Source organism: Bacillus sp. AR8-1, from assembly GCF_008042345.1.
GTDB classification, from domain to species: Bacteria; Bacillota; Bacilli; order Bacillales; family Bacillaceae_G; genus Bacillus_A; species Bacillus_A cereus.
The window spans coordinates 247,407-272,391 of the sequence record NZ_QNUB01000009.1; the positions used below are offsets into that span (position 1 = coordinate 247,407).

Sequence of the window (24,985 nt, forward strand, 5' to 3'; positions counted from 1 at the left end):
TATCAATCTATAAGGAGTGTCTATTATGCGTATTGGTACGAATGTTTTAAGTATGAATGCTAGGCAGTCGTTGTATGAGAATGAGAAGCGTATGAATGTTGCAATGGAGCATTTGGCGACTGGTACGAAGTTGAACAACGCTTCGGATAATCCCACTAATATTGCCATTGTGACTCGTATGCATGCGAGAGCGAGTGGTATGCGCGTGGCGATTCGTAATAATGAGGATGCGATATCGATGCTTCGCACGGCAGAAGCTGCCCTTCAAACTGTGACAAATATTTTACAGTGTATGCGTGATTTAGCCGTTCAATCTGCGAACGGTACGAATTCAAATAAAAACCGTCATTCGCTGAATAAAGAGTTTCAGTCTTTAGCAGAACAAATTGGCTATATTGGCGAGACGACTGAGTTTAATGATTTATCCGTATTTGACGGTCAAAACCGCCCTATTACATTAGACGATATCGGTCATACAATAAATATGACGAAACATATTCCCCCTTCCCCTACACAACATGACATCAAGATTTCAACAGAACAAGAAGCAAGAGCGGCGATTCTTAAAATTGAAGAGGCTTTACAAAATGTATCACTTCATCGTGCCGACCTTGGCTCTATGATAAATCGTTTACAGTTCAATATTGAAAATTTAAATAGCCAAAGTATGGAGTTAACAGATACTGCATCTCAAGTTGAAGATGCAGACATGGCGCAGGAGATAAGTGATTTTTTAAAGTTCAAATTATTAACTGAAGTTGCCCTTAGTATGGTTTCACAAGCAAATCAAATTCCGCAAATAGTTTCTAAACTACTACAATCGTAAAAATTCATCTTCCTTCTTCGGAACGATTCCATACAAAATAAAAGGGAAATACATATAAACTATGTATCTCCCTTTTATTTTGTACCCAATTTTTATTACTGTGTTACGGTCATAACTTGTCCGCTACGATCAACCATAATTTTCATTTTACCGTCTTGTGCATTATATAGCCCTAGTTTATGTAATTCCATTTTACAATCTTGTACGAAAGTTGGTAATTTACGAATTTGATCGATATCAGAACTTGTAATGAAATGAATTAAAAGCTGCGTCATGCCTTTAATATCTTGTACAAGCTCTTCTTTCTCTCGTTTTAACCTTTCATTTTCTAGTTGTAACGACTGCAATTCACCTTCTAGACTACGTGTATTCTTCGCTTCCCTAGAACGCCCTGCTGCCATGCTAGAAAGCTTATAAATACCTTCCATAAACTGATGTAGTTCGTCTTCTTTCCTTTCACTACATTGATTAATTGTTTCAAAATTATCAACGATACCAGATATAACTGTTACAAGATTTTTTTCATCCTCTTTATGCTGGATTTCTTCTTTTAATTCGTACTCGTTTTCTTGTTTTCTTGCAACGATTGTCTCTTTTACTGGTATATATTTTCGCTTTCGTCCTGGTTTTTGTTTTTCAATATTTTCAAACGGTATTTCACGTTTTTTCAATTTATAATACGTATTTTGCAATTGACTTTCTGTTTTTGGAAAAAGATTTAGTTCATTTTTACTTACGTATTTTGAAATATTTAAAATGTTTAAACCGTGACGCTGACAAAATTGATACACTTCATACAGTAGCTCTAGTTCAGATTTCAGCCATGTAATTGCTGATTTTTCGTACGCTCGCATTCCGCCATTTTTTTCTATATCTATTTGAAATAATACCATTCTATTATGTAAATCAAGTAATTCTTCATACTTTACTTGGAATTCTTTTTCTATTTTTTTAAATTCCACCTCTAGTTGCATATCGTTCATTTTATTATTTGACATGTTTTGTAAAAGACCTAATACATTAATTGCTGTGTGGTGATACATAATCTGTGCCACTCCCCCTCATCCTTTCACAATTCTCATCTGACTCCCATGTCTTTTAAGAAAATAGCAATTTTTACATATCCATATTATAACAGTTCGAAATTATCTGTCAAATAATTAACATACAAAAATGTATAGAAAGTATAAAAATTTGGAAAATGTTTTTTATTAATATGTAAAATTGCATATTAATTACATTTAATTATATTATATGGTATTTTGAATATTTTTTCACCGAAAAAATTTGCGTTACCACGAAATATTACTAAAATAACCATCGAAAATACGTTTGCTTATATTTTTAAATCAAAAATCTCTAAATAAAGATTATTCACACATACAGCGACAAACACCCAAGAAACCTTTCATTTTTCTACCAGCTTAAAGTATAGAATACTAAAAAGGAATTAGCCATATGTAGCATTGGCTAATTCCTTCCCCTCTCTAACAGAATAGAGTTATAAATCCAGTCTTCAGATCCTCAATCGAAGTCTCACTTCTTCTTACCTAAAACTACTTCATACCTCTGAACTCACATCGCATAAGACTCTATTAATCACTAAAAACTTCCTTACATAAGTAGTTCCCCTATTCCTACTAAATAGAAAAATGTTATACGCCAGCTCTTCTACTTACCTATAACCACTCCATATGTCTGGTCTCAACATCGCATAGGGCTCTATTAAGCACTGACTGCTCACCACTTAGCTAGAGCTTCTATTCTGGCTAAATAGAAGCTTTTAAAGCACTAACTTATCAACTAAACCAATTAGCTCTTGAATATCTGGCTTACTTACTTGAGCATTTGCTCCTACAGCTTCACCTTTATGGAATAATTCATTTGTAATTAATGAAGAGAAAATAATGACTGGTAAACGATTCATTACTTCACTATCCTTAACTACTTTTGTTAAATGATGTCCATCCATTTTTGGCATTTCAATATCCGTAATTAGCAGGTGAATATGTTCAAACATTTTTTCACCTTGCTCTTTCGCTAATTTTTCAATTTGCGCTAACGCTTCTGCACCATTGCTGAAGAAGTTCATTTTCGTATATCCAGCTGATGATAATGTTTCTTCTAATATTTGACGAAGCATCGCTGAATCTTCTGCAATATAAATTACTTTTTCAGCCCGATCTGTTTTTTGTTCTAACCCTGCAATTGATTTATTGTCATAACCAGTGCCGCTAATTTCACATACAATTTTTTCATAATCTAATAGTAAGATGATTTTGCCATCTAGTTTTACAATACCAGATGTCGTTTCTTCTAGTCCCATAGATAATGAAGCTGGTTCATCAATTTGTTCCCATGAAATACGTTGAATACGATGCACTTCATCAACGCGGAAAATAACTTTCATTTGGTTTAATTCTGAGATGATAAATTTCGTTTGATCAAGTGGCTTTGTTGACTTTAAATTAAGAGCCATTGCTAAGTTAATAACAGGTAAAATTTCACCACGTACTTGAACAACACCTTCAACTGCATGATGAGATTCTGGCACAGTTGTAACAGGGAATGGATTAATGATTTCACGTACTTTCATTACATTAATACTAAATAGGTTTTCACCAACAGTGTACGTAACAATCTCTAATTCATTTGTTCCGCTTTCTAATAAAATACTTTGTGCTTGTGACATAAAGGTGTCGCTCCCCTTCCATTAATTCCGTATATCTAATTATTAAGCTTTATAAAAGAGAAAAAGTCAACTACCTATATAAAAAATATAGATAGTCGAACGATTCATTTTATAAAAAAACAATTAATCTTGTATAAACGAAGCAAGTGCCTCTAATAACACTTCTTGTGCTCCTACAACTTCCGTCGGCATTGCTTCCCATTTTTTCGAAAGCTCGGTCTCTACTCTTATTCTCAGCTCAGAATTCATTTCTGCTAGCACATATTCTTTCGTTGCTATATCAACATCAAGTAGCGCAAGTGCATATAATTCCGGGTCATTTATTTCTTCGAATAATCGTTTTAATACCACCGGTGCTATATGTTTTAATTTTTCAATATGAATTTCCTTATCCGAAAATAGTAACTCATATTGAATAAACGTAACATTTTCTTTAATCACTTTAAAATAGCAATTATTTTTTTTATCATTTACAAAATAACCGTTTGGATCTGCGATAATACTTTCTACTTTACGAATTAAATCTGGCAAACTATTCGCCGCCATTACAGTCCGCTGCTCAACCTCACTCGGCGAAATGAATGTAACGCGATACTTATTTTGCGCCATCCTCCTCACCTCTCCTTTTATAGAAATTCAGTCTAATTGTATACTACAACTACCTTAAATTAACTTAAAGCTATTTTATATTACCACTTCTTACACTACCACACTACTCTAGTAACGCTACATATCTCTGGTCTTACACATCGGTCGGGACTCTATTAGGCACTAACCGCTCCAAAACATCGCCAGGTCCTCTCTCAAAACCTAAAAAGTGCTTTTAAGAACCTTTCAATAACTCTATGTTATTAAACCAAAACGCTATCTGCTGATCCGTAATATTTGGCAACATAACAAAAAACTCACGACACTTCATCTCATCCTTAAACAGTTGATACTTCCAAACGCTATCGCTACCAACACTTATGAAATAAAACTCATGGATGCGGCCAATGATTGCTTGTTTTTCGCCAAATGAATATGGAGGCACTTGCTTAATTTCAAATTGATCTGGTAAATATACATGCTCTTCTCGTTCTATTTTTAATACTTGCTCGGCAAGTTCACGTTTATTTTCGAAAAAAGGCAATTGTAAAATTCGCTCTTGTCTTGTCATACGAATAAAAAACCCTTTCTACTCCATTACATTTTTTCTTTACGATATATTATCGAATTAAGTTTACAACTTCATTTAATACTTCATCTGAAACTTTAATCACTTTCGCATTTCCTTGGAATCCGCGTTGGTATAACATTAAGTCAACGAATTCTACAGATAAATCTACATTGGCACCTTCTTGTGCACCACCGCGTACTTTACCCGCACCGTTTTGACCAGATGCACCAAGAGCTAAAATACCTGTTGTATTCGTCGCTGTATAGTTACCATTACCTGTTTTCATTAGTCCGCCTTCGTTCGGGAACATCGCAACAGCTAATTGACCAGCTGATTTCATACTTCCATCAGAATATTTTACCATCACATATCCACCGTCAGCAATGAAACAATCTTTAACCGTCGCTGCTGCTCTACCATCTACGTCTGTTACTGATAATGTTTTATCTGTTGGATGGTTTGTTAAATGACTTAAGTCTAATTTTATAGAGCCGCCATCAAATGGAATATTGGCCCCTTGCTCTTTCGGATTTGGATTTCCAACAGTATCAAATGTCATATTACCACCTGCACCTGGAACATCCTTAAACTCTGTTTCTTTTTTCGAGTCATTACGCATTTGTACTTTATATGTATAATTATGTTCGCTCGTTTGTTTAAACTCGACACGCATTGTCCATGTATTCCCCGCATTATCATATACAGGTAAATCTTGTGTAATTTGTTTTTCACCAGTTGGAATATTACCTTTAATTGTCCCTTTCGATGTTCGAATACCACCAATTGCTGTTCCCATTGGAATTTGCAACGGTCCTGGAATTCCAGATAAATCAACTTCACCAGTTGCCTCATTCGCAGGGTATGCAAATACATATTGACCTTCAGTATTCGTAATATAGTAATCTGAAGATATCCCAAACGTACCTTTACGAGTAAATTCCATATTTCCGCCTTTTGAATCACCTACAACGAAGAAACCATTACCTTCCATTGCGGCTTGTGTTTTGCCACCTGTTAACGTAATTGTACCATCACTATAATCGGTAACTGTACCACTCATTTTCACACCATTACCAATACTTTTCGGATTTGTTCCTGCGTATTTACCGTCACCTTTTGCACCAATCGAATTGTTATATAGTAAATCATCAAACATTGCTTTTTGTTTTTTATAACCTACTGTTTGTGCATTGGCAATATTATTTGAAGTTACACTTAATGCATTTTGTGTTGCATTCATCCCTGTAATACTTGTATATAACGCTTTAATCATAACGTATGGACACTCCTTATGAATTTGTAGTTTTTACTTCTTCAGTTACTTTTTGATCGTCTTTCTTTGCGTCTTCTGGGTTCGTTTCCCCAATCGGTTTATCAGACACTCTCTCAACGAAACGAAGAGATACAACCTTATTATTAATAACGAGCTGTACATCGTTATTTTCCGCAAGGCGAACCGTTTCTACTTGACCGGTTACTTTGTTTCCGTCACCGTCAACACCTCTTACATATTTACCTAAAAACTTCATTCCACCATCAAGTGCTGTTGAATACATCGTTGATTGCAGCTTATCTACTGCTTTCGTCATATTCTGTACTTGTTCCATAAGAGATAACTGTGCTGTCTGATTCATCATTTGATTCATATCCATCGCATTAAATGGATCTTGATGTTGAAAACTTGATAAAAACAATTTTAGGAAATCATCTTTCCCCATTACCCCAGGAGTCTTTTGCGCTCCTGCCGAAACTCCATTACTTTGTTGCACTGGCGATTGTACACCATTAACAGGTACATTACTTTTTTGCGCTCCTGCTTGTAACGGAATATGATTTGTACTCGTTGTATTTAATCCAACTGTTGGCACTCTTTATTCCTCCAATAATCCCGCAAATTCTGTTGATTGTTGTTTTTCATGATTTGTATTTGCTAATTTCTGTTTTTGCCTTTGCTCTTGTTCTCGCTGTTCTTTACGATTTTCATCTTTATCTGCATAACTAATTTGAATGTTTATTTCTTTTTCTTTTAACTTTAATTTCAATTCATCAAAAATGATTTCAACACGTTTTTTCGCATCGTGTTTTTCCATTTCTACGTGAACGTCAATTTGATCTCCGTGTTTTTTCATAAACACTGTTAATGTACCAAGTTTTTCTGGATTTAACTGGAATAAAACACGTTCTTGTTTCACTACAAATTTTTGGAGCGCTTCTACTTGCGCTTCCATTTTCTTTCCTAAGTCAGGTAATGAAACTTTCTCAGCACCACTATTTGATTTCCCTATTTGTTCGGTACTCGTCGTTTTATTTAATAACTCTGCACCTGCAGAGCTCGAATCATTTAATGCATCAACCTCTGGCAACTCTACCTTTGCATCATCGCTCTCAAGTTTCGGAAGATCTACGTCTTTAAACTCTTCTTGTTTCTTTGCAATATTACAAGTTTCTGTTTCTACAACTTTCAATGCTTGCATCGTTTGCTCTGGCATCTTCATTTTGTCTAATACCATTTGCATTGTATCTTCTAAACATATAGCATTTTTGATATTCATATTTGAAAGAAGTTCTTGTAATTGTTGTAATTCAGCTGCAGGTAATTCATTAAGTTTAATATTGCCATATTCTTTATATAGCTCTTGTATTTTTTGTATGTATTGATATAACAATTCCGGCTGCACATGTAATTGCTCAATTGCAACCATTTGCTCAGATACAGCTAATAACAACTGTTCTGTCTCTTTTTTTTCTTCTTTCTTTACAATAGGCTCTTCTTTCGTTACCGATTTTTTAGAAAGAATATAATCTTTTTTCTCTTCTGTTGGTGCTTCTTCTCGTTTCGTTTTCTCCGTTTGCGGCTGTTTTTTATTTTCCATTCTCATCGTACGATCGAATGAAGAATCTTCATTTTTTGATTGTACTTCTAGCCCTTTTTCTTTTTGCGGAGGTAAACTTTGTTGCACCGGTAATACAGACTGTATCACTACATTCACCTCATCCATTCATACACATTTTCAAATCCAGAAGCATTTTTTCTTCCAGCTTTTCTTGTGCTTTCGCAAGCTTTTTGCAATTTTCTTGATACATCTCATCAATGACACGTTCTTTTTCTTTTACTTGCTCTAAAAGGCTTTCATTTTTTTGAATAAAACCTTCCGTTTTTTTAATTTTTCGATTCCATTCTTCTATTCTTTCAGGTGAAAACGTATGTGAAGAAAGCATGCCAGCCATAATACGTTGCCCAGTTTGTACGACTTTACTACGCGATTTCACAACATATAAATCATATTCTTTTTTTTGTTCTATTTTTCTTTTTTCAGCTGTTAATTCATACACTTCTTTTAAAATATGTTCTTTTTCTTGATTTATTTGCAATTTTATTGTGTCGTACTGCTGTTTATCCACCTGTTTTCATAGCCCCTTCCTATTATAACGTTCTCTTTTTCTATTATATAGTTTTTTTCCAAAAAAATCTGTGAAATATTAAAAAACAAAAAAATAAGACCTCTTGGGCAGAGGCCTTATACTATATGGTGTATCGCTTCAACGATATCATCAAATTGGAAACTATCCGATCGACCTTGCTTTAAAAATGTATTTATACCTTCTACTTTATTTTTACATTCAAAAATATAAGCATTTTCTTCATTTTCTTGAATCGTTCCTAACTTAAAATACAATTCATTTTCTTTATAAATTGATAAAATTTTCCTCATTTCATTTGCAAGTTGCCAATGATGTGGCGACACGATTTCTTCCATAATCCTACTTACTGAATCTAATACTGAAATTGCAGGATAATGACTAAGCGTTGCAAGCTCACGCTTTAATACAATATGTCCATCTAAAATACCACGTGCTAAATCTGGTACAGGACCATTTAAATCATCCCCATCAACAAGCACCGTATAAATACCTGTTATAGATCCCTTTTGTGTTTTCCCAGACCGCTCTAACAACTTCTTCATATAACTTTCCATTAACAGTGTTTTACCACCAATCGGTAACTCTTTAACAGCAATATCAACACTTCTTCGTGCATCGGCAAAACGAGTAACAGAGTCCATCATAAGTAATACATTATTGCCTTGATCACGGAAGTATTCAGCAATAGACGTTGCGAGTTTCGCTGCACGAAGTTGCATAAGATGACTTTCATCTGACGTCGCTACAACAACGACGCTTTTTTGCATACCTTCCTCGCCTAACTCTTTTCGAATAAAGTCTTTTACTTCCCGGCCACGTTCTCCTACTAAACTAATAACGTTTATATCAGCTTTTGCATTTTTTGCTATCATTCCAAGTAAAGTAGATTTACCAACACCTGACCCAGCAAAAATACCAATCTTTTGACCGATACCAATTGTTAGCATAGAATCAATTGATTTTATTCCTGTTTCAAATACATCGGTAATCTCTTCACGTTCAAATGCATGTATAGGCGGTGCATCTAGTTTTATTTTCTGTAATGGAATGTTTTCAACTTCCTCATTTAACACTTCACCATTTGCACTTAACACTTTTCCGAGTAAGTGATTACCACGTGGTACAACAACATCTTCTGAAATTAAAGTCACTGAATCTCCATAACATACTTTTTCTGTCTGTTCAAATGGAAGTAGCATATTATTTTCTTTTTCAATGGCAATCACTTCACATAAGACATTATGTTCTCCAACGAAGCAAACATCTCCGATCTTCGCTTTCGGCCCTTTTGCTACGAAAAACTGTTCTTGTACACTATGAACTTTGCCTACTTTCGTATACAGTGGTGTTTCAATGAACTTATTCCATTTTTCGTTCTCATTCATTAACAGGCGGCTCATACATTTTGCTCCTCAAATAACTTCTCTTCTTCCCATTTCTGACGAAGTTTCGCAAATATAGGTGCAAATTTAAATTCAAAGAACTCTTTCTCTTCTTCCAGAACAAATTCACCAAACTGCAGGGAGAAATCATATTTCCATTCTACTAATTGTAGTAACCAATATTCTTTCGTATTCTCCTTCTCTTCTTGAATACGTTCAAACGTTTCTGGATGTACTGTAATGATTAATTTTTCAAACGAAGTTGGCAATGTTTGCACGATTCCAGTTAAAATAGGTAACACATCAAGCGATCGTGAATCTACCGCTTGATTCACGATTTTTTCTGCTAGATGAAAAGATTGATCCCATAATAACTCTGTCCATTCATATGCTGTTTCTTGTTGTTCTTTTTGAAACTGCACACGCGCTGCTTCCATCTGTTCCATTTGTTCATGAATATGCATTTGAAATTGTTCTTTATCTTGTAATAACTGCTGCTGCTCTCGTTCTAGCATTTGCTTCTCTTGCCTTAGCTGATTCATTTCCATATGTAATGATTCTTGCTGGGCGCGAAGTTCTGCATGATCAGCTTGTAATTCTTCCTCTTCTATTTGAACTGAAGCTGGTTTTGGAAATTGTAATTCATACGTTTCTTCAGAAAAAGAAACAGAATTCTTCGGAATTCTGTTTTTAAATAAGGACATCCTCTTCACCTCTTTGAACGATAATTCTTCCTTCTTTCTCTAGCTTTTTCACTGTACCAGTGATCGTTTGCTGTGCTTTTTCAGCATCCGTCATCTTAAGCGGTCCTAAGCCATCTAATTCTTCTAGAATCATCTCTTTACGGTTTGAAGACATACATGTAAATAGTTTCTCTTTAATTTCTTCTTTTGCAATTTTAAGTGCTTTCGCAAGAACACCGTTATCTGTAATTTCTTCTAATACACGGCGAAGCGCAAGATCTTCAAGACCAAGTAAGTCTTCAAAGACAAACATATTTTCTTTAATTTTCTCAGATAACTCATAATCGACTTCATCCAGCTTTTGAAAGACTGTTTTTTCAACACCACGTGAAACATTATTTAAAATGTTTACGATTGTTTTCAAGCCATCAGTTTTATTAATTGCACTGAATGCCATATTATTTAATTTCGATTTTAACAACTCACCAATTTGATTAATTAATTCACCATCAACTTGTTCTAACTTCGCAATACCCATTACCGTCTCTACTCGTTTATGATCTGGCAATCTCTCAATTAATTGAGACGCAAGTTGCGGTTTAATATAAGAAGCGATAATTGCAATTGTTTGTGGTGACTCATCATTAAGCACTGTAAGAAGTGGTTCTAAATCTGTAAGTGAATTTAAGAATTCAAATGGATTATCTTTGTTATACCAAAGATCTTCCAATAATTTTTCCAGTTCGTCTTCTGGCATGTTTTTAAATATGCGACGAATGTATTCTTTATCTGGAGTGACTAAGTTCAATTCTTTTACATTTAGTTCATATAAGAACTCTCCTAGTACATTTTCTAACGTTTCTGGTTTGTATACACGAAACTTTGCGATTTCACGAAGTAATACTTCTTTTTCCTCAGCTGTCATATATTCAATGACTTTTGCTGCCACCCCTTCTTCTAATGTACGAATAAGGATGGCAGCTTTTTCTTTGGAGGAGATTTCATCTAACATCGTTGTTCCTCCCTTACTGTCCGTTTAACCATTTTTTAATTACTTTTGCAGTTCCTTCTACATGTTCTTTCGTAGCATCCTGCACTTGTTCATCTAACGTTGGTTCTTTCGGTTCTTCTGGTTCAGGTTTTGGCTCTGGCACTATTTTTTCTTCAGGAATTTCCAAGATACTTTCATTACTTGCAGCCACTTCCTCTTCTGCTAAGTATTCTTCATATTCCTCTTCTTCTTTCTTTCTCTTACGTCTTGCTAATAAGAACCATACTAGACCACCGATTGCTAATAAGCCAGCTGTAATTCCACCGAATAACCACCAGTTCATACCACTTTTTTCTGGCTCTTTCTCTTTTTCGGCTTTCGGCTGATCGAACTGAACAGTTACAACGTTAACTTGACCATTTATAAAGTTACCGTTCGGATCAGCTTGAAGTCCTGCCGCTGTTCCGATTGCTTCTTTAAAAGTTGTCATATCCATTCTACGTTTTACTAACGTATCATTATCTACCCATACAACAACATTTGTTTTCGTTAATTCTGGGTGTTTCTTAATTGTTTCAACTGTTTTATCTATTTCATAGTTTTCGATTTTGTTACCATTTTTATTATCATAGACAACTTTACCATTTTGATTATTGTTCGTACCGTAGTTTGGCACTTCACCGTTCGCTGTAATACCAGCACCTTGCTTCGTATCTGCCCCTTCTTGCGCAGTAGAGCTTTCCTCTTGCTCTTGTTTACTACGAAGTACACCTTTATCACCATACTTTTCTGACTGACGTGTAACTTCATCGTAGTTTACAGATACTTTCGTATTCACTTTATATTCATTCGGTTTAAACATCGTCATTAACGTTGCATCAATATCTTGCTTTAATTTACCTTCAAGTTGATGCTGCATCTCTACTTCTTTCTCATAAGAAGAAGAACTACTAGAATGTGCTTCATCTGTCCCTTTTGAGATAACACCTTTTTTACTATCAATAACGCTTACTTCTTCTGCCTTCACGCCAGGAACTGCTGCACTAATCATTTGCTGTATACCTGCAACTTGATCAGCTGTTAACAATTGGCCACGCTTCACTCCAACCGTAATCGCCGCTGTTCCTTTTGCTTTTTCTTCATCAAAAATTGTCTCTTTTTCAGGCAATGTAATTTGAACATTTGCCGTTTCAACTGTCGCAAAGTTTCTTACAATATCTTGCTCCAATTGCTTCTTCGTACCGACAATTTGCTTCATTTTTTTATCTTGCTCACTTGAACCGAGCGAGCTTTCTAATAAAATTTCCTCACCGCTTTTAGAATTAAACGGTAAGCCCATCCCATTCATTTCTTTTCGAACCCATGGAGCATCATTCTTTTGCACACGAATCGAACCATCGGCCGCTAATTGATAATCGACACCTAACTTCGATAATTCTGCTGTAATCTCTTGTTTATCTGTATCATTTAAATTTTGATATACAACAACATATTTATCTGGCAAGGTGAAGTATAAAAGTGCTCCTGTTACAATCGCTAAAAGCGCAGCACCAATTACTAACTTATGCCACGTTTTTAACGATTGGATAACATTTTTCATCTTTTCCATTTAAACACACCCGTCCACTTTCCTAAATTTGCATATTAATTAGTGACTTATAATTTTCAATAAGATTATCACGTACGAGAGCAGCCGTTTTCATTTGAGACTCAGCTTTCTTTTGCTGAATTAAAACGTCATGTGTTTCTCCTACCCCTTTAGTTAGTAAATCATATACTGCTGTTTGCGCATTGTTTTGCGTTTGATTCATATCTTCCAATAAATCAATAAACTTTTTCCCCTCAACTACAGATGTTTGAGAAGTTTTCGATGCACCAATTGACTGAATTGCTCCAAATGGTTGTGTATTTAACATTGGTTGGATTTTCATATTACTATCTTCCCCCTTATCCTCGGCCGATTTCTAAATCTTTATCAAGCATTTTTTTATTTGCATTTAATACACTCGTATTTGCTTCATACATTTTTTGAGCAACCATAACATTCGTCATTTCAGCAGTTACATCAATATTTGGATAACGTACATATCCTTCTTCATTTGCGTGCGGATGCGTCGGATCATACACTAAATTTTCCGTTTTGTCTGCTTCAATACTTTTTATCTTCACTCCGTTAGTAGGAGCCCCATCTAGCATACTTGCAAAACTATTGTTTGATTCTAGCACCACACTACGACGCTCATATAAATCTGCCCCCGGAGCCGCCGTCGTATTTGCATTTACAATATTGTTAGAAGTAACTTCCATCCACTTTCTCGCTGTCGTTAGCCCTGAGCCACTTGCATTAATTGCCTGAAACATCCGTTGTCTCTCCTTCTACTTTTAACGTCCGCGTGCCGCTTGGTTAATTGCATATTGTGTATTAATTGCGTTAACTGAAATACCGTATAACTGATTTGTTTTCATTAAATCTAGCATTTCTGTCGTTACATCCACACTATTTCCGTCTTTATTCGTTTGCATTGATTTTGTTTGAATCTTTGCATATGTATTTTTCGTATTTACTGTCGGCAAGTGCATTTCATTCGTTTGATATAAATCTGGATTGCTCTTTAAATCAGCCGCATTGTTTTTATATAATGCACTACTTTTATTCATCTGCTCAGCAAATGTTACATCTTGTGCTTTATAGCCAGGTGTATTCGCATTTGCAATATTACTAGAAACAGTATTTCGTTTCGTCACTAAATAATTCATATAATGGCTTACATCACTCACTAAATCTGGCATATTCCACACCCTTCCTTTTCTAACGTAATGATCCACTGATAGAAGTTTCACTTCATTATTTATTTTCTTATATGCGTTTATTAAAATATTTACTATTATGTACCCTTACATATTTTATTCCATTTTTTCATTATTGTCTTTAGAAAAATACAAAAATATAAAAAAGAATGCAAAAAAACTGTATACACATAGTAATCTATAGAACATTTCAATATATAAACTACAAACTAAAGTCCATTTTTCTATTATTTAGATTACTATTATTTTTTCATCACAGTCATAAAATGAAACCTCAATCAGCGGATTTCTTTATGTAAACGAAGGAATAGATCCCCTTTTAAAAGGGGGATCTGCTTCCAGACGTTATTATTAATATTTACCGTAAAATGAATTAGCCTTCATTCGCCCATCATTTGTCATAATCATTTCTTCCAAAATCTTTTGCTTATCCCGAATATGCTGAGCGGCCTTAATAATGAACGGGCTTACTTCTGCCGCAACTTGCGCACGCGTTTCTTCATCCAATGTCATCATCCAGCGATTTAACATCTCACTCTTCTCAGCAAACTCTCTGTCTGACACTTGCAATTCACCGATTTCATTAAAACAGCTGACAAACGTCCGATAAATATCATTGTTCATTTTCAAGTGCTCCGCGGTAACCGTCTATTAAATCTTGTAACACTTTCACAATTGCATCAATATCTTTCGCTTCACGCGTTACTTTCATCGTTTGAATTTGAATGCTGATCCAATCATATAAACCATAGAGACTATCATATAAATCTTTCGTAATTTCAGGATTTAATTGAAGCTTTAGTTCTTCAAAAATACGTTCTAATTTTTCAAGAAGTGCGTCCCCTTCTTGTAGTTTAAAAGTATGTAAAAGTTCTTCTAAATTACGAAACTCTACAATACATCTTTCATAAATAAAAATTGTATTTTTAATCGGATTACTCGTCATAATATCATTTTGCATATAACGTTGCCATGCTTGCATACGATCACTTCCTCAACTTTCATTAATCATCACTTTTTTGTTTTGTCATTGCTTTAATTGTTTTTAATTGGCTATCAAGCGCTGCTAATGTACTCTCTAGCTTTTGATACTTCTTCACAATTTCATCTTGCTTTTGCAAGTTTTGCGTCTCAATATCTTTAATCTTTTTATCTAAATCACTTACACGTGAGTCAATATTTTTAACTCTCTCGCCGACTACACCTTTATCACCGAATAGTTTATCAAGTGGTTCTTCCATCATTTTTCCTAAACCGTTAGAACTAAAGAAAAATTGCTTCGCTGCATCGGGTTTTTCTTTTAATGCTTGTGTTAATTTTTCATCATTAACTTCCATCGTTCCATCTTGCTTTAATTGAATACCGAATGTGAATAAATAATTACCATCTTGAGAAAATGTTACGACATTGTTCATTGCCTGACGTACACTTTGCATAATAGCTTGACCTTGGAAAGCTCCACCTTTTCCGGCAAAGATATCTACTGTAGAAACAGCTTTATTATAATCAGCTACCATTTTTTTAATAACATTCGATGCATCTGTTACGTTTGAATCACTTACTGTAAATTTTAGATCTATACCTTTTGCTTTTGGATCTGTTGTACCAGCATCTGGCGCTCCTTCTACTTTCGGCTCAGTTACCTTTAACAATTCAATTTTCACACCAGGAAGAGCTTCAATTGTATTAGTAGAACCTTCCCCTTTGATACCATTAATAGTATACATAGCATTTTGCGCTTCATTGATTGTATTAAGCGCTACGCCATCCGCATTAGCTAAACCAATATCTTGAAATAGTGTAGATGTGTTCCCCTCAAACTTAATTACTCCATCTGTTCCTTCTTTTTTCGAGGTCATGAAAATTTTATTTCCAAGTGTATAAGCTGATACGCCATAATCTCCATCATTAATCTTATTAATTAAATCTTTATATGTCATATCAGTTGTTACTTTTAGTTCTTTACCACCTAGTTTTAATGTTTCATCTTTAGGAAGCTTCGCATTTATATCTTTAATGTCATTTGAAGCTATTTGATGACGCTGTGCAAGCTGTGTAATCGTCATATTAAAAGTTCCTGCAATCGCACCACCATCAGCTTTTACATTAATATAACCGTCTTGTGTTGTCGTTACTTTTTTCTCATTTCCTTTAAAAGCCGCTAAGTTTTTAAAAGTTTGTGTAAAAGAACTAAATTCTGATTTTAAACTTGTATATAGTAGTTTATCATTTGTAAGGTCATTCTTTTCTTTCGTATATGGTGTTTTTCTCATATCTAAAGCATTCATTTCTAATTCGACGAAGTTAGAAGTATCGATCATATTATTTCCGAGGTTCCAAATTTGTTGTCTACCACCAATACCTGTCATCGTTGTTCCTGCCATTTTTCTCACTCCTTATAGATTACATGTAGTCTAAAATACTCGTTTTACTCATCGTACTAACCGCTTTAAGCGTCGCTTCATACGTTGCATTTATATATGCCAAGTCAGAAATTGCGACCGCTAAATCAACATCCTCAATTTCTTTACGGTTTTCTTGAAGCGCTAAATTTTGCTCACTTAAAATTGTTTTAAACGTCTCCATTGTGTTCATTGTTGAACCAACTTCAGTTGTACGGTTAATGATGCCATCTAAGTTTTTCTTATTTTCTCCTAATAACGGTTGTAACGCTTTTTGGTCACCTTTTTGCATCGCTTCGCTCATCTGTTTTAACGTTCTTATAACCGGTGATAATAATGCTTCTCCGTTACGAAATGCCTTTAATTCATAACCATCATTTAGTTGCCAGTTCACATCATTTTTTCCGCCCTGGTACGTACCATCTTCTGTAAATGGTGACTTTTCTGCACTATCACCACCGAAAATATAACGGCCTTGCTCTTTCGTATTCGCTAAATATACAACTTGTTTTAAAATTTGATCAATCTCTGCACCGATGGCTTTCAATTCTTTTTCACCATTTGGCTCATTTAATGCCTGTACCGTTAATTGATCTGCTCTCGTTAAAGATTTAAAAATACCTTGTAAAGTATTTTCAGTTTGTGTTAATACATTTTTTGAGTCAGCTAAATCTTTTTGCATTTGTTCAATATTCGCCAATGAATGTTGAATCGCAAATGATTTACTCGCTGCAAGTGGATCTTCACTCATAAGAAGGTTTTTCTTCCCCGAAGTTACTTGGTTTCTATGGTATTGTTGTTGCACATTCAAATCCATTAACTGATTCTTTGCCCAGTTTGCATTTTGAAATGTAGATACTCTCATTTCTATCTCCTCCTTATATATTTCCAATCAATTATTATCACTTATCGAATAATCGAAAATAGACTATCAAACACTTCATTCATCGTAGTAATAGCTTTAGAGTTTGCGACAAAATATTTTTGGAAGGCCATTAAATTTACCATTTCCTCTTCCATATTTACACCTTCAACGCTCATTTTTTCTTGTTGAATACCTTCTAGTAAGTCGCCATGAATTTTTTGATAACCATTTACTGCACTTTTATCAGATGCAACACGAACTATAAATTGATCTAATGCTTGTTTATAAGAAAGACCTTCTTTATAATCGTCTTCTGTAACTGCTGCTAGTTTATTTGCTGTTTCAGCAGATATTTTCATTTTCGAAATATCTTTTTGGAATTCTGGATTTAACTTCATATCTTTCGCATGATCTCCAACGAAGAAATCTTTTCCCATCACTGTATTCACTTGATTTTTCATCGAACTCATTAAGTCTTCAAGATTTTTTTTATAATCAACTATCTTCGCTTTCGTATCAATCGCTGATTTTATCGCCCCGCTATTTACGGAGATTTCTGAACCGTAAATCTCAACTGACATTGGGTCTTTCTCTTTATTTAATTGAAGTGGATATGTATCTTGTCCATTTACTGTTAAAATACCATTCATTCTAACACTCGCGATATTAGGATTCATAGATTCATAAGATACTTCGATGTTTGCATACTTAGACATCTCTGTAACGATGCGATCTCGTTCGTCTAAAAGTTGATTCGGCACTTGTGTACCCGCTTGTCCAATTTTATGATTCGCTTCTGCTAAACTAGCAGCAAGACGATTAAATTCATTAACATGCGCTTCAATATCTTCTGCTGTCTGTGCTTCCACTGTATCTAAGTTTTTCGCAAGACGATTCACTTGACTTGTGAACTTCCCAGTTTCAGAAATTAATGTATCGTAGTAGTTTGGTTGCTCTGGATTTTTTGCTACTTCACGAAAGGCATTAAAGAAACCGTCCATTAAACTAGATAATGAATTCTTTCCTGTCGTTCCAACCATAGACTCTACACGTGATAAAGTCGAATTCATGTAGTTATAGTAAGAGAGCTGAGATAATTGATCATTAAACTGCTTCGTTTTTACCTCATCAGTAATACGGTCAACACCTAGCGTTTGTACACCGTAACCAATTCTCTGTTCTGGCGTATGACCATTACTTGCTCCAACAGATCCGTAATTCACCATTTGACGCACATACCCCGGTGTATGAATGTTAGACAAGTTTTGTTTCGTTGTTTGTAACCCCATTTGAGCCGCTAACATACCCGATAGCGGTGTACTATAATCAGATAATCTCATAAAGCTTCACTTCTCCTTTACAATAGTTCGTTCATAAAGATTTGCGAATTATTGTTTCGCTCTAAGTTATATTCAGAAACAGAATCCACAATACTTTCTGTAGTTTTTAATAGTACGTTTAAGTAATATTGATTTTTCAAAAGAATCATTTTTACATTCTCTTCTAATTCAGTTACGTTTTTTTGTAATTCTTCCATTTTTTCAATTTCTTCTTGAGAAAAATACGAAAATAACGCACTTACACGAAACGATTCAACTCCTTGTTCTTTACAGAACTGAACAACCATTTCTTCAAATGAGCTTGATAACCCTTTTAAACCATCAATGTACTGCAATTGCTCTACTTGCAACTTTTGAACTGCATTTACATTTTTATTTTTTAAATTCTCATATATTTGCTCTCCAAGCGCTTGAATATTTTCATACGCTTTTTGAATAATAACGAGTTTTTCATATAATTGTATGTACATATAGCTTCCTTCCTTTTACAAGACTAAATTCACAATTAAACCATGGATTTCTCCAATTTGATTTAACATTTCTAAATGTCCTGTTTTCGTATTAATTAAATTCATCACATCTTCTAATTCATTCAATCCCATTTCTGCCTGCTTCACAATCGTCATTTTCTGTGAATATCCGTAACGCGGGTGACGAGACATGACATCTTTATACTGCAATACATTATCAACGTAAAAATTCAAAAATGATTTTACTGTATTTTTGTATTCCATTACATTATCAAGCGTTAATTCCATTTCAATTTTCTCTTTAATTTCTCCAATATTATCGACAAACGCTTCCATTTGTTCTAGTAATTTATCTTTTTTCGGATCTGCATGCAAATTATCCGAAAATGCAAGTCCTGTCCTGACATTTGCTTCTTTCGGCATTTGAGTAGCAGGCGGTATATGCGATAAAATTGGATTATGTGAGATAGAACGTAGCATATATATCACCTATTTATTTTTTTATTTCTTCCTAAACTTAATCGTAAAATCCAGTTATTTATAATTATACTCTGAACAGTAATATTTTGCAGTTATTTTTTATAAAAGATATGTTACAATTTAGCATGAGGTGGCACAATTCTATGAATATTTTCCTTTGTGGTTCAAATCAATTAACAGCATTAGATCAAGAAGAAATTAAAAAATTTTTAACTGACTATGCTCACAAACATAAAATTTACATATTATGTTATAAATCTATTGAAAATGAGGTTCTTCGTTTTTTCGTTGAGAATGAAAGACTCGCTCAAAATTTATGCCTTTACACACTGCAACCATTGCAAGCAATAACAGATGAATTTCAAGAAGTCGTTGATTACTTAAAAAAACACGGAGCCGAATATGTTGCTTTTGATCATCCTTCTGACTCCATTTACCGATCAGATTATATGTTTTTTGTTAAACAAATTATTGAAGACACTGATTTAGTTCTCTGTTTTTATAATGGGGACAAACATACATCTGTCATCCCTGTCGATGTTGCAAAAGAAGCAGGTATTGATGCTGTCATTTATGATTTACCAGGATTACATGAAAAGCAAATGAAAAAAAGCTTTGAACAAAAAATTCGTATGATGTAAAGGGGGAGGCACAATATTATTATTGTGCCCATTGTAAATATGATAATTGAACAAGATTATGATCATTTTATCGCGAGTTTTAAACAACAATTCAATATGGATATCGCTTCTTATAAACAAGATAGAATGCGCCGTAGAATCGATGCTTTCATTTCGAGAAAAGGCTTCGAAAACTACACTAATTTTTTAAACAAATTACGCGCTGATCAAAATTTATTTTTAAATTTTATTGACTATATTACAATTAACGTTTCAGAGTTTTTTAGAAATAAAGAACGCTGGCAAACTTTAGAGTCGAAAGCACTACCAAAATTACTCGAACAAAATAGCGGAAAATTAAAGGTATGGAGTGCCGCTTGCGCTGCTGGTGAAGAACCGTACACACTCTCTTTAATTTTATCAAAGCATCTAGCTCCATTTCGTTTTGAAATTCAAGCAACAGATCTTGATTTTCATATTTTAGAAACCGCAAAACGCGGTCAATATACAGAACGTTCTCTGAAGGAATTACCTAATGATTTGAAAGAACGTCATTTCACAAAAGAGAATGATATATATTCATTGCATCAAAACATTAAACAAAACGTTACGTTCAAACAGCACGACCTTTTAATGCAGTCGTTCGATACAAATTATGATTTGATTATTTGTCGTAACGTAATGATTTATTTTACAGAAGAAGCAAGAGTAAAACTTTATGAAAAATTTAGTCGTTCTTTACGAAAAGGCGGTGTACTATTTGTTGGTAGTACGGAACAAATTTTAACACCCGAACGTTACAATCTTCAGCGATTTGATACATTCTTCTACGAAAAAATATAAAAGAGGTCGTCACAATGGAGTGACGACCTTTTTACATAACTCGAATTAAAATAATACCGACAATCCATATAAAGAGAAAAAGAAACGTCATAGACCATTTATGTTCTTGCACCGTATGTTTCAACGCCTGTGACAATTGTGTCATGTTCATTTCCGCAAGCGCTCTCCATACACTTACATCCCGATCTTTAGCAATACGGTCTGTAACGCTAATTAAAATTGTTTCGTTAGACAGTTTCGTTATATAAGCAGTAATAACCGTTACCATCAAATTTATATTTCCTTCTGAAGAATCACTTTCCACTCTAGAGATAAGTGCACTCACATCTAGTAACGGAATATGTACTTTTCTACCAAATGATAGTTGTACTTCAGCGAAATCATATGTTCCATCTAACAAAGGAAGTTCTTTTATATGCGCCTGCTTAACAAGCCCTTGTAGGCTTCTAATTACTTGTTCAAATATTTTTTCTGTTTGCTTACCTTCTCCAGATAACGTGTGTAACTTTTTAAAAAGTTGTAACACTGTATCCATCTCTTTAGAAAGCATTTCCTTCATAATCTTTCCATCACTTAAACTTGCAAGTAAAATACCTATTTCATTATTTTTCGAAATAATTTTAGACTGTCCAGTAAACACTAAATTGCTACGCTTTCGTTCTTTCTGGATTTCATGCTCCGAAATAGCTGCAGGCTGTTTTAATGGTTGTAACGCCTTATCTTCAATTGTCGTACGTTTAATCTCCATTTAAGCGCCTCCACTACTATGAAATAATTAGCCCCATTCTTTATTACTCTTTAAAACTAAAAACAGTACGAATAAACCTGACATGATAGTAAACACATCAGAAGCTTGCACTCCCTGTTCACCTTTTTCTTCTTTCTTGTCTTTCGGTTCTTCTTTTTGTTCTTTCTTTTTAGAGGCAACTTGTTTGTTATTTTTCTCTTTTTGGTTCTTCCCCTTATGTACTTCCTTGTTGTCTTCGAACGGCTCTTTTATAACGTAAGTAAATTCCTCTTTCTCTTTCAACGGTTCTTTTATAAACTTATTTACTATCTCATCTTGCTTCGGAATTTGAACAACTGGCAAATTTTCTTCTGGAAGCGGGTTTTTGACTTTCGAATCTTCTTGTTTCTCATTTTCTTTCTTATCTTCTAATTCATTTTCTAGTTTATTATCTAATTTTTCTTCTTTTTCTTTCTCTTCTATCTTTTTATCATCTTCGTTTTTTGGCACCAAAACAGAAATGGTATATTCACTTTCCTCAACAAGTTTATTACCTGCTGCATCTATTATCTCTACAAGTAATTCGTATGGCCCAGCCGGCAATGCTTCTGTTATTTCAAATACTTTTTGCCAATCCATATCATGCTTGTTGTAGTCTAATAAAAAGGAAAGCTCTTTATTTTCTTTCCCTTTTAATGTAACGCGCACTTCTTTTACAACCGATTCTATATCTGACGCTTTTACTCGTATATGTATAGAATCTCCCTGTTTTCGTTCAACTAAGTTCTCTTTTACTTCATCAATAGTAACTTTCTGTAACTTTGGCAATTCTTTATCTATAGTTGGCGTTTCATTTTTAATACGAATGAGCGGGACTTTCACTTCATTTTTTATGAGCTCTTCTTTCTCATTCTCTTTGTAACTTTGAACGAGCTGAAGATTCCAATCACCTTGCAAATCAAAATCCCCTGCTTTATAGTTAGCAACCCAGCTCTTCGTTTCTTCATCATACTCAAAAGATAACATTCTTTCTTGCGCATATTGCTCGCCATTTTTTTGTAACTGCAATATACCTTTCATACTTTGAATGTTTTTCCCATTCGGTTCTACAGCAATTCGCACCTCTTCGCCAACTTTAAGCTCCAGCTTATTTACTGTAATAATTCCCTGTTCTGTTTCTATCTTTCTTTCACTCAATTGTTTATTTGCTACTTCTTGTTGTTCTGCTTCTTTTTGTTTCTCTTCTTTTTGTTTCTCTTCATCTTGTTTCGTTTCCACTTGCTCTGGCGGTTCTTGAGATTCCTTATTTTCTTCTTGTACATTCACTTCACTTATTTTTTGATCTGGCTCAATTTGTTCCTCAGCCTGACTTTGCAAGGGGAAGAACAAGCACACATGTATGCATAGCCAACTCATTAGAAAAAACTTTACGTTTTTCATCTACTAGTTCAAACTCCTATTTCAATGCCTTATAGTGATTTCGTCACTTTTACTCCGAAAAATCCATCTACATTTACAAGTTCACCATACGCCACTAATACATCATTTACATAAATACGAATTGGTTCATCAATATCCTCATCTAGTACAACTGCTTCATTTTCTTGTAAACTTAATATATCTTGAATCGTTTTCACTGTACTTCCAAATACAAATTTCACGTTCATTTCTACATTTTGTAGAATGGACGTGTCCATATATACTGGTTCCATTTGTTTTACTTCTTTAAATTCAATAGGTTGCACAACTGGTTCTACAATTTTTTCTTCTTCAATTTCTTCTGTGGCAATCTCTTCTTCTTCCACCATTGGATACAGAAGTCGCCTTACCATTTCTTTCGCTTCAGAAATTGGCAAAATTTGATACATTTTCGATTGAAGCAGATCACCAATTTCAAGATTGAACGTAATTTGAACGAGTTCGTCCACTTCCATTGATTCTCCCAAATACTCCATTTCTTCTTTTAACGTTACAAATTTAACATTTGGCGGCGTCATGTCCATTTTTTCTTGGAACATTTCTGACATCGCCGTAGCAGCGTGACCCATCATTTGGTTCATAATTTCTTTAATACCGCTCAGTTCTAATTCAGTAAGCTCTTTTTCCGGATCAACTTCCCCTGTTCCCATCATCATTAAATCTACCATTGTTAAGGCGACATCTTTCGTAAATACGAATACATTCTCATTCTTTAGCCCTTCAACAAAGTCAACATTTAAAATAACAAATGGCACTGGTACTCCATCATAATGACGAACATTGATTGCTTCCACATTTGGTGTACTAATTGTAACTGGCTGATTTAAAAGCGTTGACAATACTGTTGAAGCGGAACCAATTGAAATATTTGCAATTTCACCAAGCACATCTTTCTCTTCTTGTGTTAAATGCTCTTTTTCAACTTCTTCTACAATCTCAGTTTCCACTACTTCTGCTGGCTCGTCTTTTTCTTCTACTCCACCAGATAATTGCATTAATTTATTTACCATTTGTTTCGCATGCTCAACTGAAACAATTTGTACAAGTTTAGAGTTTACAAGATTATCTATCTTTAAATCAAACGACACTTTAACAATCGTATGATTCCCATCGATTTCAGAGATTTTCTCCATTTCTTCTGATAACTTTACAACATTAATCGTCGGCGGAGACATATCTACTGTATCTTGGAAGAATTCCGACATAGATGTAGCTGCGAATCCCATCATTTGATTCATCGCTTCTTGTACAGCACTTAGTTCTAATTCACCAAGTTCTTTTCCATCCTCCACTTCACCTGTTCCCATCATCATTAAATCAGCGATGGACAATGCAACATCTTGTTTAAGAACAAGAAGGTTTTCCATATCTAATCCTTTTGTAAAATGAATGTTTAATACAACATGTGGAACTTCGACATCTCTTGAATCATATAAATCTACCAACTCTATGCGAGGAGCAGTAATGCTTACTTGCCTATTTAAAATCGTTGATAATACAGTCGAAGCTGAACCAAATGATATATTTGCAATTTCGCCAAGAATATCGCATTCTTGAGGCGTTAAATGCTCATTTTCTTTTTCTAGCACAATCGTGCTCGTATCCCCTTTTGTGTGTTGCTCAGGCATTTTCCCTGCCTCCTCATTTCTGTTTTTCTATCAAATAATATAAACTCTCATTTGATTTTAGCAAACTTATTATATAAAACGTTAATATGTATGTATTCCCATTATTAGATTAGTAACGATTAGCCAAAAAGCTCCCCAATTGTATACAAGTGGGGAGCTTTCCTTCA

General features: G+C 34.4%; 28 protein-coding genes. 3 read left to right on the top strand and 25 right to left on the bottom strand.

The genetic code is table 11. From position 1 onward, the window contains the following. The first annotated feature begins 25 nt into the window (after positions 1-25). Positions 26-826 (top strand): flagellin N-terminal helical domain-containing protein, encoded by an 801-nt coding sequence (locus DN400_RS06725; RefSeq protein ID WP_147801585.1) that lies wholly within the window; start codon positions 26-28, stop codon positions 824-826. 95 nt (positions 827-921) lie between these two features. Here DN400_RS06725 and DN400_RS06730 read toward each other — a convergent pair whose 3' ends face one another. The 22 genes from DN400_RS06730 to DN400_RS06835 form a co-directional block, all read right to left on the bottom strand. Continuing rightward, positions 922-1,869: a DNA-binding domain-containing protein gene (locus tag DN400_RS06730; RefSeq protein WP_000274679.1), complete on the bottom strand. Its 948-nt coding sequence runs from the start codon at positions 1,867-1,869 to the stop codon at positions 922-924. 740 nt (positions 1,870-2,609) lie between these two features. Beyond that, positions 2,610-3,518: a chemotaxis protein gene (locus DN400_RS06735; protein ID WP_000075943.1), complete on the bottom strand. Its 909-nt coding sequence runs from the start codon at positions 3,516-3,518 to the stop codon at positions 2,610-2,612. Between the two features lie 123 nt (positions 3,519-3,641). Beyond that, entirely contained in the window at positions 3,642-4,127 is a 486-nt protein-coding gene (locus DN400_RS06740; RefSeq protein WP_000068299.1) for a hypothetical protein, read from the bottom strand. A 214-nt stretch (positions 4,128-4,341) separates the two neighbouring features. Next, positions 4,342-4,677 (bottom strand): DUF3964 family protein, encoded by a 336-nt coding sequence (locus tag DN400_RS06745; RefSeq protein ID WP_000198166.1) that lies wholly within the window; start codon positions 4,675-4,677, stop codon positions 4,342-4,344. A 49-nt stretch (positions 4,678-4,726) separates the two neighbouring features. After that, positions 4,727-5,950 carry a flagellar hook protein FlgE gene (locus tag DN400_RS06750; RefSeq protein WP_147801586.1) on the bottom strand — a complete coding sequence of 408 codons (1,224 nt, stop codon included), beginning with the start codon at positions 5,948-5,950 and terminating at the stop codon, positions 4,727-4,729. Positions 5,951-5,966: 16 nt separating this feature from the next. Then, the gene (locus tag DN400_RS06755; protein ID WP_001143462.1) at positions 5,967-6,545 is read right to left on the bottom strand and encodes a flagellar hook assembly protein FlgD; all 579 of its coding nucleotides are present in this window, start codon (positions 6,543-6,545) and stop codon (positions 5,967-5,969) included. A gap of 3 nt (positions 6,546-6,548) precedes the next feature. Further along, positions 6,549-7,658 (bottom strand): flagellar hook-length control protein FliK, encoded by a 1,110-nt coding sequence (locus DN400_RS06760; RefSeq protein ID WP_137073348.1) that lies wholly within the window; start codon positions 7,656-7,658, stop codon positions 6,549-6,551. A gap of 10 nt (positions 7,659-7,668) precedes the next feature. After that, positions 7,669-8,079: a hypothetical protein gene (locus DN400_RS06765; RefSeq protein WP_000360860.1), complete on the bottom strand. Its 411-nt coding sequence runs from the start codon at positions 8,077-8,079 to the stop codon at positions 7,669-7,671. A gap of 116 nt (positions 8,080-8,195) precedes the next feature. Then, entirely contained in the window at positions 8,196-9,500 is a 1,305-nt protein-coding gene (locus DN400_RS06770) for a flagellar protein export ATPase FliI (protein ID WP_097997233.1), read from the bottom strand. Next, positions 9,497-10,186, bottom strand: a complete 690-nt coding sequence (locus DN400_RS06775; RefSeq protein WP_000051688.1) for a FliH/SctL family protein — start codon at positions 10,184-10,186, stop codon at positions 9,497-9,499. The genes DN400_RS06770 and DN400_RS06775 overlap by 4 nt, the downstream gene beginning before the upstream one ends. Beyond that, complete coding sequence (gene fliG / locus DN400_RS06780) at positions 10,173-11,177, bottom strand: flagellar motor switch protein FliG (protein ID WP_000883364.1); 1,005 nt, start codon at positions 11,175-11,177, stop codon at positions 10,173-10,175. The genes DN400_RS06775 and fliG overlap by 14 nt, the downstream gene beginning before the upstream one ends. Positions 11,178-11,190: 13 nt before the next feature. Further along, positions 11,191-12,765 (bottom strand): flagellar M-ring protein FliF C-terminal domain-containing protein, encoded by a 1,575-nt coding sequence (locus tag DN400_RS06785; RefSeq protein WP_097997232.1) that lies wholly within the window; start codon positions 12,763-12,765, stop codon positions 11,191-11,193. Between the two features lie 22 nt (positions 12,766-12,787). Further along, positions 12,788-13,087 carry a flagellar hook-basal body complex protein FliE gene (fliE, locus tag DN400_RS06790; RefSeq protein WP_000701684.1) on the bottom strand — a complete coding sequence of 100 codons (300 nt, stop codon included), beginning with the start codon at positions 13,085-13,087 and terminating at the stop codon, positions 12,788-12,790. A 16-nt stretch (positions 13,088-13,103) separates the two neighbouring features. Continuing rightward, positions 13,104-13,517 carry a flagellar basal body rod protein FlgC gene (gene flgC / locus DN400_RS06795; RefSeq protein ID WP_000484680.1) on the bottom strand — a complete coding sequence of 138 codons (414 nt, stop codon included), beginning with the start codon at positions 13,515-13,517 and terminating at the stop codon, positions 13,104-13,106. A gap of 21 nt (positions 13,518-13,538) precedes the next feature. Next, entirely contained in the window at positions 13,539-13,997 is a 459-nt protein-coding gene (gene flgB, locus DN400_RS06800) for a flagellar basal body rod protein FlgB (protein ID WP_074789290.1), read from the bottom strand. A 318-nt stretch (positions 13,998-14,315) separates the two neighbouring features. Next, a complete protein-coding gene (locus tag DN400_RS06805) occupies positions 14,316-14,588 on the bottom strand; it encodes a hypothetical protein (protein ID WP_001058088.1) in 273 nt (90 codons plus the stop codon). Next, a complete protein-coding gene (locus tag DN400_RS06810; RefSeq protein WP_001149516.1) occupies positions 14,578-14,946 on the bottom strand; it encodes a flagellar export chaperone FliS in 369 nt (122 codons plus the stop codon). The genes DN400_RS06805 and DN400_RS06810 overlap by 11 nt, the downstream gene beginning before the upstream one ends. A 22-nt stretch (positions 14,947-14,968) precedes the next feature. Beyond that, entirely contained in the window at positions 14,969-16,348 is a 1,380-nt protein-coding gene (locus DN400_RS06815; protein WP_000929290.1) for a flagellar hook-associated protein 2, read from the bottom strand. Between the two features lie 19 nt (positions 16,349-16,367). Further along, positions 16,368-17,231, bottom strand: a complete 864-nt coding sequence (locus DN400_RS06820) for a flagellar hook-associated protein 3 (protein ID WP_147801587.1) — start codon at positions 17,229-17,231, stop codon at positions 16,368-16,370. Positions 17,232-17,272: 41 nt separating this feature from the next. Then, complete coding sequence (gene flgK, locus DN400_RS06825; protein WP_147801588.1) at positions 17,273-18,571, bottom strand: flagellar hook-associated protein FlgK; 1,299 nt, start codon at positions 18,569-18,571, stop codon at positions 17,273-17,275. Positions 18,572-18,588: 17 nt separating this feature from the next. After that, positions 18,589-19,041, bottom strand: a complete 453-nt coding sequence (locus tag DN400_RS06830; RefSeq protein WP_000275878.1) for a hypothetical protein — start codon at positions 19,039-19,041, stop codon at positions 18,589-18,591. A gap of 15 nt (positions 19,042-19,056) precedes the next feature. After that, positions 19,057-19,521 (bottom strand): YaaR family protein, encoded by a 465-nt coding sequence (locus tag DN400_RS06835; RefSeq protein WP_000946323.1) that lies wholly within the window; start codon positions 19,519-19,521, stop codon positions 19,057-19,059. A gap of 143 nt (positions 19,522-19,664) precedes the next feature. Here DN400_RS06835 and DN400_RS06840 point away from each other — a divergent pair, with 143 nt between their 5' ends. Together DN400_RS06840 and cheR are read left to right on the top strand one after the other, a co-directional pair. Further along, complete coding sequence (locus tag DN400_RS06840) at positions 19,665-20,162, top strand: flagellar motor switch protein FliG (RefSeq protein ID WP_001020110.1); 498 nt, start codon at positions 19,665-19,667, stop codon at positions 20,160-20,162. Between the two features lie 39 nt (positions 20,163-20,201). Continuing rightward, on the top strand, positions 20,202-20,984 hold the full coding sequence (gene cheR, locus DN400_RS06845) for a protein-glutamate O-methyltransferase CheR (RefSeq protein WP_000582875.1): 783 nt from the start codon (positions 20,202-20,204) through the stop codon (positions 20,982-20,984). A gap of 31 nt (positions 20,985-21,015) precedes the next feature. Here cheR and DN400_RS06850 read toward each other — a convergent pair whose 3' ends face one another. The 3 genes from DN400_RS06850 to DN400_RS06860 are packed head-to-tail and all read right to left on the bottom strand — an operon-like array spanning position 21,016 to position 24,818. Next, entirely contained in the window at positions 21,016-21,732 is a 717-nt protein-coding gene (locus DN400_RS06850; protein ID WP_016082186.1) for a hypothetical protein, read from the bottom strand. Positions 21,733-21,759: 27 nt separating this feature from the next. Continuing rightward, positions 21,760-23,151, bottom strand: coding sequence for a hypothetical protein (locus DN400_RS06855; RefSeq protein WP_063546964.1), 1,392 nt, complete (start codon positions 23,149-23,151; stop codon positions 21,760-21,762). Between the two features lie 29 nt (positions 23,152-23,180). After that, positions 23,181-24,818 (bottom strand): flagellar motor switch protein, encoded by a 1,638-nt coding sequence (locus tag DN400_RS06860; protein WP_001115016.1) that lies wholly within the window; start codon positions 24,816-24,818, stop codon positions 23,181-23,183. Between the last annotated feature and the right edge of the window lie 167 nt (positions 24,819-24,985).

Coding starts and splice junctions, on each gene's coding strand:
- DN400_RS06725 (WP_147801585.1), top strand. CDS start 26: ATGCGTATTGGTACGAATGTTTTAAGTATGAATGCTAGGCAGTCGTTG.
- DN400_RS06730 (WP_000274679.1), bottom strand. CDS start 1,869: ATGTATCACCACACAGCAATTAATGTATTAGGTCTTTTACAAAACATG.
- DN400_RS06735 (WP_000075943.1), bottom strand. CDS start 3,518: ATGTCACAAGCACAAAGTATTTTATTAGAAAGCGGAACAAATGAATTA.
- DN400_RS06740 (WP_000068299.1), bottom strand. CDS start 4,127: ATGGCGCAAAATAAGTATCGCGTTACATTCATTTCGCCGAGTGAGGTT.
- DN400_RS06745 (WP_000198166.1), bottom strand. CDS start 4,677: ATGACAAGACAAGAGCGAATTTTACAATTGCCTTTTTTCGAAAATAAA.
- DN400_RS06750 (WP_147801586.1), bottom strand. CDS start 5,950: ATGATTAAAGCGTTATATACAAGTATTACAGGGATGAATGCAACACAA.
- DN400_RS06770 (WP_097997233.1), bottom strand. CDS start 9,500: ATGAGCCGCCTGTTAATGAATGAGAACGAAAAATGGAATAAGTTCATT.
- DN400_RS06775 (WP_000051688.1), bottom strand. CDS start 10,186: ATGTCCTTATTTAAAAACAGAATTCCGAAGAATTCTGTTTCTTTTTCT.
- fliG (WP_000883364.1), bottom strand. CDS start 11,177: ATGTTAGATGAAATCTCCTCCAAAGAAAAAGCTGCCATCCTTATTCGT.
- DN400_RS06785 (WP_097997232.1), bottom strand. CDS start 12,765: ATGGAAAAGATGAAAAATGTTATCCAATCGTTAAAAACGTGGCATAAG.
- fliE (WP_000701684.1), bottom strand. CDS start 13,087: ATGAAAATCCAACCAATGTTAAATACACAACCATTTGGAGCAATTCAG.
- flgC (WP_000484680.1), bottom strand. CDS start 13,517: ATGTTTCAGGCAATTAATGCAAGTGGCTCAGGGCTAACGACAGCGAGA.
- DN400_RS06805 (WP_001058088.1), bottom strand. CDS start 14,588: ATGAACAATGATATTTATCGGACGTTTGTCAGCTGTTTTAATGAAATC.
- DN400_RS06810 (WP_001149516.1), bottom strand. CDS start 14,946: ATGCAAGCATGGCAACGTTATATGCAAAATGATATTATGACGAGTAAT.
- DN400_RS06815 (WP_000929290.1), bottom strand. CDS start 16,348: ATGGCAGGAACAACGATGACAGGTATTGGTGGTAGACAACAAATTTGG.
- DN400_RS06820 (WP_147801587.1), bottom strand. CDS start 17,231: ATGAGAGTATCTACATTTCAAAATGCAAACTGGGCAAAGAATCAGTTA.
- flgK (WP_147801588.1), bottom strand. CDS start 18,571: ATGAGATTATCTGATTATAGTACACCGCTATCGGGTATGTTAGCGGCT.
- DN400_RS06830 (WP_000275878.1), bottom strand. CDS start 19,041: ATGTACATACAATTATATGAAAAACTCGTTATTATTCAAAAAGCGTAT.
- DN400_RS06835 (WP_000946323.1), bottom strand. CDS start 19,521: ATGCTACGTTCTATCTCACATAATCCAATTTTATCGCATATACCGCCT.
- DN400_RS06840 (WP_001020110.1), top strand. CDS start 19,665: ATGAATATTTTCCTTTGTGGTTCAAATCAATTAACAGCATTAGATCAA.
- cheR (WP_000582875.1), top strand. CDS start 20,202: ATGATAATTGAACAAGATTATGATCATTTTATCGCGAGTTTTAAACAA.
- DN400_RS06850 (WP_016082186.1), bottom strand. CDS start 21,732: ATGGAGATTAAACGTACGACAATTGAAGATAAGGCGTTACAACCATTA.
- DN400_RS06855 (WP_063546964.1), bottom strand. CDS start 23,151: ATGAAAAACGTAAAGTTTTTTCTAATGAGTTGGCTATGCATACATGTG.
- DN400_RS06860 (WP_001115016.1), bottom strand. CDS start 24,818: ATGCCTGAGCAACACACAAAAGGGGATACGAGCACGATTGTGCTAGAA.